A 16,856-nucleotide genomic window follows, 5' to 3' on the forward strand; every position below is an offset into this window, starting at 1 on the left:
CGTTGTTGTTGTCTTTTGTTAGCGTCGCTTAGATGGCAAAGCCCGAAGCGCGCAGCAGTTGCGCAGTCTCGTACATGGGCAGCCCCATGATGCCCGAATAGCTGCCCGCCAGGTGCTCCACATACGCCGCCGCCCGGCCCTGGATACCGTACGCCCCCGCCTTGCCCAGTGGCTCGCCAGTGGCGACGTAGGCGTCAATCTGCGCGGTGGTCATGGCTGCAAAGGTCACTCGGGATATGGACAGCGCGCTCAGGCGCTTGGGGCCCACCTGCAGCGCCACGGCGGTGAGCACGCGGTGCTCGTGGCCCGCCAGCTCGGCCAGCATGCGCGCGGCATGGGGCGCGTCGTCGGGCTTGCCGTAGATGGTGCGGCCCAGCGCCACGGTGGTGTCAGAGCACAGGATGGGCGCATCGGGCAAACCACGGCGGGCGCGCCGGGCCACGGCAGCGTCGAGCTTGAGGCCCGTCACGCGCTCCACATAGGCCGTAGGCGCTTCGCCGGGCAGCACCACCTCGATGGCTTCGGCGTCCTCGGACTCGTCACCCTCCACATTGGGCAGCAGCAGTTCGTGGCGTACGCCCAGTTGTTCGAGCAGCTGGCGCCGACGGGGGCTTTGGGAGGCAAGGTAGATGAAGTCAGGCATGAACAGATTTTGATTAAAAATCGGCTCTAGCGCTTACCCATCAAGCGCCAGAAGCTATAAAAACAGGAGTTCCGTGCACCACCTGCCCGCACCCTACTCGCGGTGGTAAGGGTGCCCGGCGTTCACCGACCAGGCTCGGTACAGCTGCTCGATGAGCAGCACCCGCACCATGGCATGGGGCAAGGTCAGGTCCGACAGGCGAATGCGTTCATGGGCGCCCTGGCGAAAGGCCGGGTCCAGCCCATCAGGGCCGCCAATGACCAAGGCAACGTCGTCGCCGCCCAGTTGCCAGCCCTTCAGGCGCTCGGCCAGAGCCTTGGTGGTGAGATTGGTGCCGCGCTCATCCAGCGCCACCACGCGCGTGCCACGGGGGATGGCCGCCTCGATGCGCTCGCGCTCGGCGGCGTAGAGCGTCTCCAGCGTCTTAGAGCCGCGCGGTTCGGTCTTGACGGCTTTGAGTTCGACCTTGAGCTCCGGCGGAAACCGCTTGGCGTAGTCGTCGTACGCCGTCTGCGCCCAGTCGGGCACGCGCTGGCCCACGGCCACGATCAGCAGCTTCATGGCAACTCAGGCGCGGTGCGCGGGTACAGGTGGTCGTCGATGGGCCGAGGCTGCAATCACTTGCGGCCCGGTGCCCTCTTGGCGGCGGGCTTGGCGGCTGCTCCGCCACGCGCGGGTGCGGGCTTGGCGGCAGCGGTCTTGCTACGGGGGGCCGATGGCTTGACGACCACGGTCTTGATCGGTGCCTTGGTAGCTGCGGGCTTCTTGGCGGCAGTGGTTGGCTTTGCAGTCGTCTTGGCGGGTGCGGCCTTGGCAGTGCTGCTGCTCTTTGCGGGCGCCCTGGTCGGGGCTTTCGCAGATGTTTTGGCAGGTGCTTTTGCAGTTGTCTTGGCTGCAGGTTTGGCAGCAGATTTGGCAGGTGCGGCAGCGGACTTGGCAGCTGTTTTGGCCACGGCCTTGACCGTAGCCTTGCCCGACCGGGCCGGCACGGCTGGTGCGGCTGCCTTTTTGGCGGTCGCCTTGCCTGCAGCCTTGGCGTCGGACTTGGCAGCCTTCTGGGCCGACTTCTTTTCTGCCAAGTCGGTGGCAGCGCTGGACACCGGCTTGGCGGCGCCCAGCTTCAGGCGCACGGGCGTATCGCCCCACAGCTCTTCCAAGCGGTAGTACTGACGGATGGCGGGCTGCATGATGTGCGCCACGGCGGCGCCGCAGTCCACGATGATCCATTCGCCGTTGTCTTCGCCTTCGATGCGCGGCTTGGTAAAGCCCGCTTCCTTCACCGCGTCGCGCACGCTGGCGGCCAGGGCCTTGGTCTGGCGGTTGGAGGTGCCCGATGCCACGATCACCCGTTCAAACAGCGGCGAGAGATGCTCGGTGTTGAAGACCTGGATGTCTTGCGCCTTGACGTCCTCCAGTCCATCAACGATGGCGCGCTGGAGTTTGGTAACGTCTTTTTTGGCGGCGGTTTCCGATTTGGTGGAGGTGGTCATCAGGCGGTGATTAGAGAGGAAATGGAATCAATATAGCGTGCAACGCAGCGCGCAACCAGTGGGGCTGCGCCTTGGGTGTTGCGCAGCTGTTGCGCGTTGGCGCTGCGTCAGTTTGAGGTGTTTTTGGCCTCTTGCGCCGGTGTGAAAAGCGCGGGCAGCTATTGAAATTATAGCTTTTGCGCTTTTCAAGGCTTTCAAACCGCTGCAGCAGACTCGCCAGCCAGCCAGTCGCGCCGCACCAGAAAGCGCTGCGTGAGATCAGCTTCGGCGGAATCGGCCGCATCCGAACGCTGGTACGACCACGCCACCAGCGGCGGCATGGACAGCAAAATGGACTCGGTGCGCCCACCCGACTGCAGGCCAAAATGTGTGCCCCGGTCCCAGACCAGGTTGAACTCCACATAACGGCCGCGACGGTAGAGCTGGAAGTCCCGCTCGCGCTCGCCGTAGGGCGTGCCCTGGCGCTTTTCCACGATAGGCAGGTAGGCCTTCAAAAAGGCGTCGCCCACCGACTGCGTCATCGCCAGGCTTTGCTCAAAGCCCAGCTCGGAGAAGTCGTCATAGAACACGCCACCCACGCCTCGCTGCTCGCTGCGGTGCTTGAGGTAGAAGTATTCGTCACACCACTGCTTGAAGCGCGGGTACTTGTCGTCACCAAAGGGTGCCAAGGCATCACGGCAGGTGCGGTGAAAGTGCACCGCATCTTCCTCAAAGCCGTAGTACGGCGTGAGGTCCATGCCACCGCCAAACCAGCAGGTCGGCGCTTGCCCAGGGTGACCAGCCGCGATCATGCGCACGTTCATGTGCACCGTCGGCACGTAGGGATTGCGCGGGTGGAACACCAGCGACACGCCCATGGCCTCGAACGGTGCGCCCGCCAGCTCGGGCCGGTGCTGCGTGGCCGAGGGTGGCAGCTGGGGGCCGCGCACATGGCTGAAGCCGCAACCCGCGCGCTCGAACACGCGGCCGCCTTCCATGATCTTGGTGATGCCGTCGCCCTGCAACGGCTCACCGGGCGTCTTGCTCCAGGCGTCGGCCAAAAAACGTGCACCGCCCTCGCCTTCCACGGCTTCGAGCGCGTCGGTGATGCGCGCCTGCAGACCCACCAGATAGCCGCGCACCCTCGCCACTGTGTCGGCGGGGTTCAAGGTCTGAACGTCTGCCATCAGCTCTTGAGTGCTCTGAAGCCGATATCGCGGCGGTACTGCGCACCATCGAACTGGATGCCGCGCGCCACGTCATAGGCACGCTGCTGCGCCTGCTTGACGCTGTCGGCCAGCACCGTCACGCACAACACGCGGCCACCGGTCACGCTGACCACACCGTCTTTCAGCTGCGTGCCCGCATGGAACACCACGGCATCGTCCGCCTCAGCAGGCAGGCCGGTGATGGAATCGCCCTTACGCGGGTTCTCCGGGTAGCCGTGGGCGGCCATGACCACGCCCAGTGCGGTGCGGCGGTCCCATTGCAGTTCCATCTGATCGAGCTTGCCGTCAGCGGCAGCGGCCATCACGTCGCTGAAATCGCTTTTCAGGCGCATGAGGATGGGTTGCGTCTCGGGGTCGCCCATGCGGCAGTTGAATTCGAGCGTCTTGGGCTGGCCCTTGGCGTCGATCATCAGGCCGGCGTACAGGAAGCCGGTGTAAGGGATGCCGTCCTTTTCCATGCCACGGATCGTGGGCAGGATGATCTCGCGCATGGCGCGGGCATGTACATCGGCCGTGACCACGGGAGCGGGCGAATACGCACCCATGCCGCCGGTGTTGGGGCCTTCGTCGCCGTCTTTGAGGCGCTTGTGGTCCTGGCTGGTGGCCAGGGCCAGCACGTTCTTGCCGTCGCACAGCACGATGAAGGAAGCTTCCTCGCCTTCAAGGAATTCCTCGATCACCACACGCGCGCCACCTTCGTTGTGGGTCACGCCGTATTTGTTGTCCACCAGCATAAAGTCCACAGCATCATGCGCCTCCTGCAGCGTCATGGCCACGACCACGCCCTTGCCCGCCGCCAGGCCGTCGGCCTTGATGACGATGGGCGCGCCCAGCCGGTCCACAAACGCGTGGGCCGCAGCGGGGTCGGTGAAGGTGTCGTAGTCGGCCGTGGGGATGCCATGGCGGCGCATGAAGGCCTTGGAAAAGGCCTTGGAGCTTTCGAGCTGGGCAGCAGCCTTGGTGGGGCCGAAGATGCGCAGGCCATTGGCACGGAACTCATCGACCACACCCGCCGCCAGTGGCGCCTCGGGGCCCACCACCGTCAGTGCGATCTTTTCGGCCTGCGCCCACACACGCAGTTCGCGCACGTCGGTGATGGCCACGTTCTCGAGCTTGGAATTCAGCGCAGTGCCGCCATTGCCAGGTGCCACATACACCTTGGTCACCTTGGGGGACTCGCTCAGTTTCCACGCCATCGCGTGTTCACGGCCGCCGCCACCAATCACAAGTACTTTCATAGGAACCTTTGGTGAACCTCTGCTTGGCACTACGCCACAGCTCAGGGGCTCGTAAAAAAACTCTATCGCGACTGATCGCGCTGCTCGCTACATACAAAACCGTTGAAACTGGCACGACCCAAGCCCGTGCCCCCGCGCAAGGGCCGCCCCGCCGCGCTGGGGGCGTCCCCCTCCCGCAAGCGCAGCGCAGCGAGAGAGGGGGAAGCGGCGCAGCCGCTCAGGGGGAGCTTCACAATGCAGCGTTGTGGTAGACCTCCTGGGTATCGTCCAGGTCCTCCAGCACATCCAGCAGCCGCTGCATGCGCGCCGCGTCGTCGCCCGTCAGTTCGATGGTGTTTTCAGGCCGCATGGTCACGCCCGCCACTTCAGGCGTCAGGCCTGCGGCTTCCAGGGCATTCTTCACGGCTTCAAAGTCGGCGGGGGCGGTCAGCACCTCTACTGCGCCGTCGTCGTCGGTCACCACGTCTTCGGCCCCCGCCTCCAGCGCCACTTCCATCACCTTGTCTTCGCTGGTGCCGGGGGCAAAAATCAGTTGGCCGCAGTGCTTGAACTGAAAAACCACCGAGCCCTCGGTGCCCATGTTGCCACCGTGTTTGCTGAACGCGTGTCGTACTTCGGCCACGGTGCGCACCCGGTTGTCGGTCATCGTGTCGATCATGATCGCTGCGCCACCAATGCCATAGCCCTCGTAGCGGATTTCCTCGTAGGTCAATCCCTCGGCGTTGCCCGTGGCCTTGTCGATGTTGTACTTGATGCGGTCGGCGGGCATGTTGGCCGCCTTGGCCTTGTCCACCGCCAGGCGCAGGCGGGGGTTGGCAGACAGGTCGCCGCCGCCCGAGCGGGCAGCCACAGTGATTTCACGAATGATGCGGGTCCAGATCTTGCCGCGTTTTTCATCCTGCCGCCCTTTGCGGTGCTGGATATTCGCCCATTTGCTGTGTCCTGCCACGAGAAGTCCTTTTGTATTGATTTAATCTACTGACCGCGATTTTACTTTTGACTCCACCCGGAACCTCCGCCATGGCCGAACCCCTCCTGATTGCCAAGCACGACACCATCGAATGCCACCTGCTGCCCGGCCTGGCCAACCGCCACGGGCTCATCACCGGAGCCACCGGCACGGGCAAGACCGTCACCTTGCAGACGCTGGCGGAAAACTTCTCGCGCATCGGTGTGCCGGTGTTTATGGCCGATGTGAAGGGCGACCTCACGGGCGCGAGCCAGCCGGGCAAGATTGGCGACAAGCTGGCCGCCGTGCTCAAGGAGCGGGGCCTTCCCCTGCCCGCCCCCCTGGCCTGCCCCACCACGCTGTGGGACGTATTTGGCGAACAGGGCCACCCTGTGCGCGCCACGGTGTCGGACATGGGCCCGCTGCTGCTGGGCCGCATGCTCAACCTGAATGAAACCCAGCTGGGCGTGCTCAACCTGGTGTTCAAGATCGCCGACGACAACGGCATGCTGCTGCTGGATCTCAAAGACCTGCGCGCCATGCTGCAGTACGTGGGTGACAACGCCAAGGAGTTCACGACCGAATACGGCAACGTCAGCGCAGCCAGCGTGGGCGCCATCCAGCGCGGGCTGCTGCAGATTGAGCAGCAGGGCGGCACGCAGTTCTTTGGCGAGCCCATGCTCAACATCCAGGACTTCATGCAGACGGTGGACGGCCACGGCGTGGTCAACATCCTGGCGGCCGACAAGCTCATGAACTCGCCGCGCCTGTATGCCACCTTCCTCTTGTGGATGCTGTCTGAGCTGTTCGAGCAACTGCCCGAGATCGGCGACCCCGAGCAGCCCAAACTGGTGTTCTTCTTCGACGAGGCCCACCTGCTGTTCAACGAGGCGCCGAAAGTGCTCATCGAGCGCATCGAGCTGGTGGTGCGCCTGGTGCGTTCCAAGGGCGTGGGCGTGTACTTCGTCACGCAGAACCCGCTCGACATCCCCGACAGCGTGCTGGCCCAGCTGGGCAACCGCGTGCAGCACGCGCTGCGCGCCTTCACCCCGCGCGACCAGAAGGCCGTGAAGGCCACGGCCACCACCATGCGGCAAAAGCCGGGCCTCGATATCGAGACCGCCATCACGGAACTGGCCGTGGGCGAGGCGCTGGTGAGCTTTCTGGACGCCAAGGGCCGCCCGAGCGTGACCGAGCGCGTGTTTGTGCTGCCACCCGGCAGCCAGCTCGGCCCCATCACAGCGCAGCAGCGCCAGGTGCTGGTGGCCAACTCGCTGGTGGCGGGCGTGTACGAAAAGGTGGTGGACCGCGAGTCCGCCTACGAAAAACTCAAGGGCCGCGCCGCCGAAGCCAGTGCGCAGGCACCTGCCAATGGCAAAGGTGCACCCGCCAACACGGAAGACAGCGGCGGCGGCCTGATGGGCGGGCTCAACGACGTGCTGTTTGGCAGCACCGGCCCGCGCGGCGGCAAACGCGACGGCTTGGCCCAGACCATGGCCAAGTCGGCGGTGCGCACCATGGGCACCACCATTGGCAAGGAAATCCTGCGCGGGGTGCTGGGCAGCATCTTCGGCGGCAGCAAGCGGCGTTGAACGCAGGGGGGCACAGATTCCGCCCCCCCTGCTCAGCGCCTCCAAGCGCGGCCCCATCACGGCAGCTTCGGCATGCGATGGTGCTGGGGGTAACCCCCGCGTGACCATCTGGCGACACCACCCAAAGTGTCATCAATCAGTCACCAAACAGCCGTGAAATCGCCACACAACAACAAAAAAGGAGGGACGATGAAGCGCATCGAAAACGTTCTGCTGTGGTGGGGAAGCAAGGTCGTGCTGCTGGCGATTGCCGTGTGGGTGGCCGCCATCGTCGGGATCTTCGCGGGCGCCTGGCGCCTGCGGTGGCCCTGGATTCTGTATTTTTTGGCCACAGTCATCATCACCGCCCTGGTGATCCAGTGGACCAACGCGGTACGCCAGCGCTATATCCGCGAGGCCCCCCTGCCCCGCTTTCTGCAGCGCAAGCTGCGCGAAACCTACCCCCACCTGAGCACCCGCGACTGCGAGCTGGTCGAACGCGGCCTGCGCCAGTTCTTCATGGCCTGCCTGCGCGGCAACAAACAGTTTGTGGCCATGCCCTCCAAGGCGGTCGATGCGCTGTGGCATGAGTTCATCCTGCACACCCAGGCCTACAAAGCCTGGTGCCACAACGCCCTGGGCTTCTTTTTGCACCACACACCCGCCGAGGCGCTGGGCAAAAAATCCCGCCACAACGACGGCCTGCGCCGCTGTTGGTACTGGGTATGCAAGGAGGAGTCCATCGACCCCAAGGCCCCCAGCCGCCTGCCCCTGCTGTTTGCGCTGGATGCAAAGTTCGCCATTGCAGGCGGCTTCACCTACGTGCCCGACTGCTCCGACATCGCCCGCAAGAGCGACGCGGGTGGCAGCGGGGGAGACAGCTACTGCGGCACCAGCTTCTCGGACGGCAGCTACAGCGGCAGCTCGGGCGACTTTGGCGGCGCCGAAAGCTCGGATGGAGGTGGAAGCGACGGCGGAGGGGATGGCGGCGGCTGTGGTGGCGGGGGCGGCGATTGACAGACTGTTTGACAGACTGTGCCTATGAACGTCCGCCGCCCGTTCTGCCGCAGGCGCGCAAAATAACTCCTGTTTTCATAGCTGCCAGCGCTTACCAGATAAGCGCTGGCAGCCAAAATAGATCAAAGTCACTCAGGCGACGACCCGACCTGCATTCAGCGGTCTACAGTGGCACCCCATGAACACCCTCACCTGCTTTTCCCTCAGCATCACCAAACACGTGGCCCATCTGGTGCTGAACCGCCCCGAGGCCATGAACACCATGCACCCCACCTTCTGGCGTGAGCTGGACGAGGTGCTGGCCCAGCTCAACAAGGCGGGCGAAGCGCGGGCGCTGGTCATCAGCAGCACCGGCAAACATTTCAGCGCAGGCATGGCGCTCGAAACCTTTGGCGGCGCCATCACCATGGACGACCAGAGCCCCGAGGGCCGCGCCGCCATCTTTGACCTGCTGACCGACATGCAGGCCACCTTCACCCGCATCGACAACCTGCGCATCCCCGTCATCATGGCCATCCACGGCGGCTGCATCGGGGGCGCGGTGGACATGGTGACGGCCGCCTGCATCCGCTACGCCACGACCGACACGTTCTTCTGTATCCAGGAGATCAACATCGGCATGGTGGCCGACGTGGGCACGCTGCAGCGCCTGCCCAAGCTGATCCCGCTGGGTGTGGTGAAAGAGCTGGCCTACACCGGCCGCCGCCTGAGCGCAGCCAAGGCCCTGGGCTACGGCCTCGTCAACGAAGTGTTCGAGACCCAAGAAGCAATGCTTGCCGCCGCGCTGCAGTGCGCGCAAGAGATCGCCGGCAAGCCGCCCGTGGCCATCTGGGGCACCAAACAGGCCGTGAACTACGCCCGCGACCATTCGGTGGAAGACAGCCTGCGCCAGATGGGCTGGCTGCAAGGCGCCATCTGGAGCAACCAGCATGTGCGCGAGTCGGTCACGGCGATGAAGCAAAAGCGCGCGGGCGACTTCCCGGCACTGACGCCGCTGCAACGGTTCAGCGAGCTGGGCTGACCCGCCATCCACCTTCAAAATCTATAGCTGCTCGCGCTTGCCACACAAGCGCGTAAGGCCATTTTGGCTTGAAACCACGCGGCAACCCGCTATCATCCGAGGGCTGAAGGGGCAAGCGTTTGCCCCGCCACCAGGGATGCCGCCATGACCTTGCCCAGCCTCACCCCGCCCACCTACGACGACGTGGCCGCCGCCGCGCACCGGCTCAAGGGCATGGCGCACCACACGCCGGTGCTGCGCTCCACCACCGCCGACGACCTCCTGGGTGCGCAACTGTTCTTCAAATGCGAGAACCTGCAGCGCACCGGCGCCTTCAAGTTCCGGGGCGCCTTCAACACCCTGGCCCAGTTCACCGATGAGCAGCGCGAGCGCGGCGTGCTGGCTTTTTCGGCCGGCAACCACGCGCAGGCCATCGCGCTGTCGGCCCGCATGCTGGACATGCCCGCCGTCATCGTCATGCCCGCAGACGCGCCCGCCTCCAAGATGGCGGCCACACGGGCCTACGGCGCCCAGGTCGTCACCTACGACCGCTACACCGAAGACCGCGAAGCCATCAGCCGCCACCTGGCGCTGGAGCGCGGCATGACGCTGGTGCCGCCGTTTGACCACCCGCACGTCATTGCGGGCCAGGGCACCGCCGCCAAAGAACTGTTTGAAGAAGTGCCCGACCTGGACTACCTGTTTGTCTGCGTGGGCGGTGGCGGCTTGCTGGCAGGCAGCCTGCTGGCCGCGCAGGCCCTGGCCCCCCAGTGCCGCGTGGTGGGTGTCGAGCCCGAAACGGGCAACGACGCCCAGCAGTCACTGCGCGCCGGGCACATCGTGCGCATCCCCACGCCCCACACCATCGCCGACGGCGCGCAAACCCAGGCGCTGGGCGAGCTCACCTTCCCCATCATCCGCGACCATGCCGAAGACATCATCAGCGTGAGCGACGAACAGCTCATGCAATCCCTGCGCTTCTTTGCCGAGCGCATGAAGATCGTGGTGGAGCCCACCGGCGCCCTGGCCTATGCGGGTGCGCAGGCCTTCTCTGGCGCTGACAACGGAGGCAAGCTGCTGCACGGTGAGCGCGTGGGCGTTCTCATCAGCGGCGGCAACGTCGACCTGGCGCGCTATGCGCGGTTTCTGGCGGACTAGCCCGCGCCCCCCTGAGTCGCCTGCGGCGCCTTCCCCTCAAGAGGACGCCGCCAGTGGCCTGGCGAAGCCAGTTCCACGGCGTCCACTGGCCTGGGCCGCGCCAGTTTTTACGGGCGCTGGCGCAAGTACCGTCAAAATACCGCCACCCCTTTCATTTCTACCTGTAGACCATAGGCCTCGCCATGAGCACTGCCAGCACCAACAACAACGTCACCGTCATCACCCACCCCCTCGTCCAGCACAAGCTCACGCTCATGCGCCGAAAGGACGCCAGCACCAACAGCTTTCGCCGCTTGCTGGGCGAGCTAAGCACGCTGATGGCGTATGAAGTCACGCGCGACATGCCGCTGCAGGACATCGAGATTGAAACCCCGCTGGAGACCATGACCGGCAAGGTCATCGACGGCAAGAAGCTGGTGCTGGTCTCCATCCTGCGCGCGGGCAACGGGTTCCTGGATGGCATGCTCAACGTGGTGCCCGGCGCCCGCGTGGGCCACATCGGCCTGTACCGCGACCCGGCCACACTGCAGCCCGTGGAGTACTACTTCAAGATGCCGTCCGAAATGGACGAGCGCGACATCATCGTGGTGGACCCCATGCTGGCGACCGGCAATTCGGCCTCCGCCTGCGTAGACCGCCTGAAAAAGCTCAACCCCCGCTCCATCAAGTTCGTCTGCCTGCTGGCCGCCCCCGAAGGCATCGCCACCATGCAAAAGGCACACCCCGACGTACCTATTTTCACCGCAGCGATTGACCGCGAACTGAGCGACCACGGCTACATCCTGCCGGGCCTGGGCGATGCGGGCGACCGGATTTTTGGCACCAAATAGGCCACGCACCCGCAAAAAAGCCCCGCAAATGCGGGGCTTTTTTGATACTGCGGGTACCGCAGTTCAGCAGATGGCTCCAGGGAGTTGCTGCATGCACTGGTGCGAGGTTGTGTTCGAACGGCCGGGCGCGGGTGCGTTTGCCTTTGCCGTAACCGAGCCAGCCGCTAGGCCTTTCACCACGGCATCCCCGGTCTGAAGCGATCGGTCGAACACCAGCGACTCGCCAAATACCAGCTCCACCCAGGTCGGGTAGGTGTAGGCTGTACCACGGTTATGGTCCACCACTGCGCCGATGACGCCGCCAAGGACGATATTCCCCGCCATCCCGCCATTGGGACGGGATATCAAGCGTGCGTTGGCTGGCTGCTCTCCATTCTTCGTGCAGACGATCGTCATATCGCCCGCTGAACGGCGCAGTGCCTGCGTGCCACCAGACTTGAAGCTTGTCGATCCATAGTCGTTAGTTGCCACACAGTCGGCGCCAGCTACCACCGCGCCACTCTTTTGCCTTGTATCCACGCGGACGCCGTGGGTGGTGTCGTTCGTTACCGAAGCACACCCGACCAACGTCATTGCGGTTGCCACTGCCATCAATGCTTTCACAAGAATCCCTCCCAAGTCATTTTGTAGTCACACACAAGCGCTTCGGGCGAGTTCAGGGGAACCTCGCAAGGCCCCGTCTTCAGCGCCGCCCCCGGCATCCATCCAACGAATTCAAGGGACACCTGAAAACTCCCCGCGCCGTCTCGTACCAGCCAGCCGGTCCAGACGCCCTCATTCGAGCGCAGGATGGTAGTGTGAGAAATACGCTCGACAGCGATGGGCTTGCGAATTTGGGGGGCTACCGAAACACAATGTTTTAACGCTTGCATCTTGCAATCAAGATGCCGCCATGCCCTTTGTGTGCATACTTATTGCTTGGACCCGAGCGCACATCCCCTTTTGTTGCATTTCACAAGGACCCCAACCATGACCACTCGCCGCATCTTCACTGGCAGCCTACTCTGCACCTCCATGGCCCTGTCCACAGCCCTGACGCTCGCACCATCGCTGGCCACAGCGCAGTCCAAGCTCAAGGTCGCGGCGATCTACACGGTGCCCTTCGAGCAGCAATGGGTCAGCCGCATCCACAAGGCCCTGAAAGCCGCCGAAGCACGTGGCGAGATCGAATACAAAGCCAGCGAGAACGTCAGCAACGCCGACTACGAGCGGGTGATGCGCGAATACGCGACCGGCGGCAACCAGCTCATCCTAGGCGAAGCCTTTGCGGTGGAAGCCGCCGCCCGCAAGGTGGCCAAGGATTTCCCCAAGACGTCCTTTCTGCTCGGTTCCTCCGGCAAGCCGCAGGCGCCCAACTTCAGCGTGTTCGACAACTACATCCAGGAACCCGCGTACCTCAGCGGCATGGTCGCGGGCGGCATGACCAAGACGAACAAGATCGGCATGGTGGGCGGCTTCCCCATCCCCGAGGTCAACCGCCTGATGCACGCCTTCATGGCGGGCGCCAAAGAGACCAATCCCAAGGTCGAGTTCACCATCACCTTCATCAACAGCTGGTTTGACCCGCCGAAGGCCAAGGAAGCCACCTTTGCAATGATCGACAAAGGCGCCGACGTGCTCTACGCCGAGCGCTTTGGCGTGAGTGACGCGGCCAAGGAAAAGGGCAAGCTCGCCATCGGCAACGTGATCGACACCCAGCCGCAGTACCCCGACACGGTGGTGGCATCGGCCATCTGGCACATGGAGCCCAGCATCGACCGTGCGCTCAAGCTGGTCAAGGAAGGCAAGTTCACCGCCGAAGACTACGGCCCGTACTCGATGATGAAGCACAAGGGCTCTGAACTCGCGCCGCTGGGCACGTTCGAGAAGAAGGTGCCCGCCGACATCGTGGCCAAGGTCAAGGCGAAAGAGGCCGACATCCTGGCGGGCAAGTTCACCGTCAAGGTGGACGACAGCCAGCCGAAATCGACGGCCAAGTAAGCACTGAATGTGGCGGGCACCCACCCTGCCCGCCCCTGTTCCAGTCTGTGCACAGGCCACCCCAGCAAAGCGGTGGCCTGTTTGTTTTTTCGCGTTGACTGCGCGCACCGCTGTTTTTCTTTGACGAGGCACCACACCCATGCAATCCCTCCCCGCCGCCAAGCCCTCCCTGATCTCCCGGTGCACACGCCTGCTGGGCGCCCTCACCCTCGCCGCCGTGGTGGCAGGCTGTGCCGCCACCTCGCCTGGCAAAACAGCCGTGCGGCTGGACGACACGCCCCGCATCGCCGTCATCTCCGCCTTTGCGCCCGAGCTGACCGTGCTGCTGCCCCAGGTGCAGCAGCCCGCCAAACACAGCATCAACGGCGTGGAGTTCACCACCGGCACGCTGGAGGGCAAACCTGTGGTGCTCTTCCTCTCCGGCATCAGCATGACCAACGCGGCCATGAACACGCAGTTGGTGCTGGACCGCTTCCACGTGAGCCACGTGGTCTTCAGCGGCATTGCGGGCGGCGTGAACCCTAGCCTGCACATTGGCGACGTGACGGTGCCCGCACAGTGGGGCCAGTACATGGAATGGCTGATGGCGCGCGAAGAGCAGCCCGGCCAGTACAGCGCCCCCGCGTGGATGAAAAGCGAGCTGACGATGCCCGCTTTCGGCATGATGCACCCGCGCCCGGTGGAGGTGCGATCGGCTGCCAACCCCCAGCTCAGCAAGAAGTTCTGGTTCGAAGCCGACCCGAAGATGCTGGCCACCGCCCGCAGCCTGCAGAACGTCGGCCTGGAGCACTGCCTGGCCGCCACCTGCCTCAAGCAGCGCCCACAACTGGTGGTGGGCGGCAACGGCGTATCGGGCCAGGCCTTTGTGGACAACAAGGCCTTCCGCGAATACGCCTTCAAGACCTTCGGGGCCAACGTGCTCGACATGGAAACCGCCGCCACCGCCATGGTCGCCCACAGCAACGGCGTACCCTACATCGCCTTCCGGTCGCTGAGCGATCTCGCCGGTGGTGGTGATGGCGAGAACGAAATGGGCACCTTCATGGGCCTGGCGGCCGCCAACTCGGCCAAGGTGTTGCGGGCGTTTCTGGCGGCGTGGAAGTAGATGGCCTCCACCAACGCCCCCGTCCTGAAACTGTCGGGCATCACCAAGCGTTTTGGCAAGCTCGTCGCCAACGACGCCATCAGCCTGACCCTGGCACGCGGCGAGGTGCTGGCCCTGCTGGGCGAAAACGGCGCAGGCAAATCCACGCTGATGTCCATCCTGTTCGGGCACTACGTGGCCGACGAAGGCAGTATCGAAGTCTTCGGCCAGCCCCTGCCGCCCGGCCAGCCGCGTGCAGCGCTGGCGGCGGGCATTGGCATGGTGCACCAGCACTTCACGCTGGCCGACAACCTCACGGTGCTGGACAACGTGCTGCTGGGCAGCGAGCCGCTGTGGCAGCCTTTTTCGCGCCGCAGCGACGCCCGCGCCAAGCTGCTGGCGGTGTCGCAGCAGTTCGGCCTGCCAGTGAACCCCGATGCAAAGGTCGGCAGCCTCTCGGTAGGCGAGCGCCAGCGGGTCGAAATTTTGAAAGCGCTCTACCGGGGCGCCCGCATCCTGATCCTGGACGAACCCACCGCCGTACTCACGCCGCAGGAGAGCGAGGCGCTGTTCGACACCCTGGCGCAGATGGTGGCGCAGGGCCTGTCCATCATCTTCATCAGCCACAAGCTGGGCGAGGTGCTGCGTGTATCGCACCGCGTGGCCGTGCTGCGCCAGGGCAAGCTGGTGGCCGAGGCGCCTGCACAGGGCACCACGCAGGGGCAGCTAGCACAATGGATGGTGGGCCATGCGATTGAGGTGGCCGAGCGCCGCCCAACACAGCATATAGGCGAGCCTGTCTGCACCCTGAGCAACGTCAGCACTGCCCCCATGGGGCGCGATCGATTGAACAATGTGTCTCTCACCCTGCGCACGGGCGAGATCGTGGCAATTGCAGGCGTCAGCGGCAACGGCCAGGTGGCGCTGGCCGATGTGTTGTGTGGCGTACGTGCGGCCTCCTCCGGCGCGGTCACGCTGCGTGGCGCACCGCTCCAAGCCCGGCCCGCGTGGCTGGTGAGCCAGGGCGTGGCCCGCATCCCCGAAGACCGGCACGCCGTGGGCGTCGTGGGCGACTTGCCGGTGTGGGAGAACGCCGTGTCCGAACGCCTGCGCGGCCCTTGGTTCGCACACCCGTGGTTCCGTGCCTTCTGGGTCAAGCGCCGCGCGGCGCGACAGCATGCGCAGCGGGTGGCCGAGACCTTTGACGTGCGTGGCGGCGGGCCGGATGCGCCTGCGCGGTCGCTGTCGGGCGGCAACATGCAAAAGCTCATCCTGGGCCGGGCGCTGATGCCGCCACAGAATGGCGCGGGCAACACCGCGCCCGCCCCCCAGCTCATCGTGGCCCACCAGCCCACCTGGGGGCTAGACATTGGCGCGGTGATGTTTGTGCAGCAGCAGCTCATCAACGCTCGCGACAGTGGTGCTGCGGTATTGCTGATCTCCGACGACCTGGACGAAGTGCTGGCGCTGGGTGACCGCGTGGCAGTGATGCACGACGGGCACTTGAGCGAGGCCCGGCCCGCAGAAGACTGGACGCGCGAAGCCATCGGTCTGGCCATGGCCGGTGCGACCCACTGAGCGACAACAAGAAAAATCCATGAGACTCGAAAAACGCAACCACACCTCCCCCGCCGCCTACGTGCTGGCACCGGTGGGCGCCGTGGTGTTCACACTGATCGTCAGCGCTTTGCTGGTGCTGTGGGCTGGCGCGCCCGTGGGCCAGACCTATGCGCTGCTGCTGCAAGGCGCGTTCGGCTCGGTGTTCGCACTGACCGAAACCCTCACCCGCGCCACGCCGCTGATCCTGACGGGGCTGGCGGCCGCCGTGGCCTTCCGCGCCCGGCTGTTCAACATTGGGGCTGAAGGCCAGCTCTATGCAGGCGCGCTGGCCGCCGTGGCCGTGGGCGGCATGCACGGCGGCACGGGACTGGAGTGGTCGCCCTACCTGCTCTTCCCGCTCATGATGCTGGCGGCTGCGCTGGCCGGTGCCGCGCTGCTGCTGGGCCCGGCGCTGATGAAGGCGCGGCTGGGGGTGGACGAGGTGGTCACCACGCTGCTGCTCAACTTCATCATGCTGCTGCTGGTGTCGGCCCTGCTGGATGGGCCGATGAAAGACCCGCTTTCCATGGGCTGGCCGCAGAGTGTGGCGCTGCAGGGCGACCTGGAACTTTCCAAGCTGGTGCCGCAGACGCGGCTGCACACGGGGCTGCTGTGGGCCATCTCTCTGGCCGTGATGCTGTGGGCGCTGCTGGCGCGCACGGTGCCGGGGTTTGACATCCGCGCCGCCGGGGCCAATGCGCGAGCGGCCGCGTTTGCGGGCGTGCCCATCACCCGCACGGTGGTGCTGGTGGCCCTGCTCTCGGGCGGTCTGGCGGGGCTGGCGGGTGCCATCGAGGTGGCGGGCCGCACTGGATATGTGACGCTCGACATGTCGCCCGGCTACGGCTACAGCGGCATCGTGATCGCCATGCTGGCGGGGCTGCACCCGCTGGGCGTGATTGCGGCGGGCACCTTTGTGGCGGGCGTGCTGGTGGGTGCCGACAGCATGAGCCGTGCGGTGGGCGTGCCGACCTACATTGCGGATGTGATCGTGGCGACCTCGCTGATCGCAGTGCTGGTGGCGGGGCTGCTCACGCAGTACCGCGTGCGCTGGAAGTGAGGGCGGCATGAACCTTCATTCACACCAAA

Annotated in this window: 16 protein-coding genes; 9 read left to right on the forward strand and 7 right to left on the reverse strand. The window is 65.0% G+C overall.

Annotation, left to right across the window (positions count from 1 at the left end; all coding sequences use genetic code 11):
- Window positions 1-28: 28 nt before the first annotated feature.
- From ACT89O_RS14135 to ACT89O_RS14160, 6 genes are all read right to left on the reverse strand, one after another.
- Window positions 29-643: a Maf family protein gene (locus ACT89O_RS14135; protein WP_487260377.1), complete on the reverse strand. Its 615-nt coding sequence runs from the start codon at window positions 641-643 to the stop codon at window positions 29-31.
- Between the two features lie 93 nt (window positions 644-736).
- On the reverse strand, window positions 737-1,204 hold the full coding sequence (gene rlmH, locus ACT89O_RS14140; RefSeq protein ID WP_010458753.1) for a 23S rRNA (pseudouridine(1915)-N(3))-methyltransferase RlmH: 468 nt from the start codon (window positions 1,202-1,204) through the stop codon (window positions 737-739).
- A gap of 56 nt (window positions 1,205-1,260) precedes the next feature.
- On the reverse strand, window positions 1,261-2,133 hold the full coding sequence (gene rsfS / locus ACT89O_RS14145) for a ribosome silencing factor (RefSeq protein ID WP_431149415.1): 873 nt from the start codon (window positions 2,131-2,133) through the stop codon (window positions 1,261-1,263).
- Window positions 2,134-2,327: 194 nt separating this feature from the next.
- Window positions 2,328-3,299 carry an oxygen-dependent coproporphyrinogen oxidase gene (gene hemF / locus ACT89O_RS14150; protein ID WP_487260378.1) on the reverse strand — a complete coding sequence of 324 codons (972 nt, stop codon included), beginning with the start codon at window positions 3,297-3,299 and terminating at the stop codon, window positions 2,328-2,330.
- On the reverse strand, window positions 3,299-4,579 hold the full coding sequence (gene purD, locus ACT89O_RS14155) for a phosphoribosylamine--glycine ligase (protein ID WP_487260379.1): 1,281 nt from the start codon (window positions 4,577-4,579) through the stop codon (window positions 3,299-3,301). Before purD ends, hemF begins: the two co-directional genes overlap by 1 nt.
- A 229-nt stretch (window positions 4,580-4,808) precedes the next feature.
- Window positions 4,809-5,528: a YebC/PmpR family DNA-binding transcriptional regulator gene (locus ACT89O_RS14160; protein ID WP_010458745.1), complete on the reverse strand. Its 720-nt coding sequence runs from the start codon at window positions 5,526-5,528 to the stop codon at window positions 4,809-4,811.
- A 71-nt stretch (window positions 5,529-5,599) separates the two neighbouring features.
- Here ACT89O_RS14160 and ACT89O_RS14165 point away from each other — a divergent pair, with 71 nt between their 5' ends.
- The 5 genes from ACT89O_RS14165 (at window position 5,600) to upp (ending at window position 11,104) form a co-directional block, all read left to right on the forward strand.
- The gene (locus ACT89O_RS14165) at window positions 5,600-7,120 is read left to right on the forward strand and encodes a helicase HerA-like C-terminal domain-containing protein (RefSeq protein ID WP_218299828.1); all 1,521 of its coding nucleotides are present in this window, start codon (window positions 5,600-5,602) and stop codon (window positions 7,118-7,120) included.
- Between the two features lie 189 nt (window positions 7,121-7,309).
- Entirely contained in the window at window positions 7,310-8,116 is an 807-nt protein-coding gene (locus ACT89O_RS14170; RefSeq protein ID WP_487260380.1) for a glycine-rich domain-containing protein, read from the forward strand.
- A 178-nt stretch (window positions 8,117-8,294) separates the two neighbouring features.
- Window positions 8,295-9,137, forward strand: a complete 843-nt coding sequence (locus tag ACT89O_RS14175; protein WP_487260381.1) for an enoyl-CoA hydratase-related protein — start codon at window positions 8,295-8,297, stop codon at window positions 9,135-9,137.
- A gap of 144 nt (window positions 9,138-9,281) precedes the next feature.
- A complete protein-coding gene (locus ACT89O_RS14180) occupies window positions 9,282-10,274 on the forward strand; it encodes a threo-3-hydroxy-L-aspartate ammonia-lyase (protein ID WP_055401172.1) in 993 nt (330 codons plus the stop codon).
- 182 nt (window positions 10,275-10,456) lie between these two features.
- Window positions 10,457-11,104 carry a uracil phosphoribosyltransferase gene (upp, locus tag ACT89O_RS14185; RefSeq protein WP_121420316.1) on the forward strand — a complete coding sequence of 216 codons (648 nt, stop codon included), beginning with the start codon at window positions 10,457-10,459 and terminating at the stop codon, window positions 11,102-11,104.
- A gap of 63 nt (window positions 11,105-11,167) precedes the next feature.
- Here upp and ACT89O_RS14190 read toward each other — a convergent pair whose 3' ends face one another.
- Window positions 11,168-11,707 (reverse strand): hypothetical protein, encoded by a 540-nt coding sequence (locus ACT89O_RS14190; RefSeq protein ID WP_199731217.1) that lies wholly within the window; start codon window positions 11,705-11,707, stop codon window positions 11,168-11,170.
- Between the two features lie 366 nt (window positions 11,708-12,073).
- On the opposite strand from ACT89O_RS14190, the gene ACT89O_RS14195 reads away from it, so the two are divergent.
- From ACT89O_RS14195 to ACT89O_RS14210, 4 genes are all read left to right on the forward strand, one after another.
- Window positions 12,074-13,084: a BMP family protein gene (locus ACT89O_RS14195; RefSeq protein ID WP_121420318.1), complete on the forward strand. Its 1,011-nt coding sequence runs from the start codon at window positions 12,074-12,076 to the stop codon at window positions 13,082-13,084.
- A gap of 139 nt (window positions 13,085-13,223) precedes the next feature.
- Entirely contained in the window at window positions 13,224-14,189 is a 966-nt protein-coding gene (locus ACT89O_RS14200) for a 5'-methylthioadenosine/S-adenosylhomocysteine nucleosidase (protein WP_487260382.1), read from the forward strand.
- A complete protein-coding gene (locus ACT89O_RS14205) occupies window positions 14,190-15,746 on the forward strand; it encodes an ABC transporter ATP-binding protein (RefSeq protein WP_487260383.1) in 1,557 nt (518 codons plus the stop codon). It begins immediately after the preceding gene.
- Between the two features lie 19 nt (window positions 15,747-15,765).
- A complete protein-coding gene (locus ACT89O_RS14210) occupies window positions 15,766-16,827 on the forward strand; it encodes an ABC transporter permease (RefSeq protein ID WP_218299835.1) in 1,062 nt (353 codons plus the stop codon).
- Window positions 16,828-16,856 lie beyond the last annotated feature (29 nt).

The organism is Acidovorax sp. NN32, from assembly GCF_057597245.1.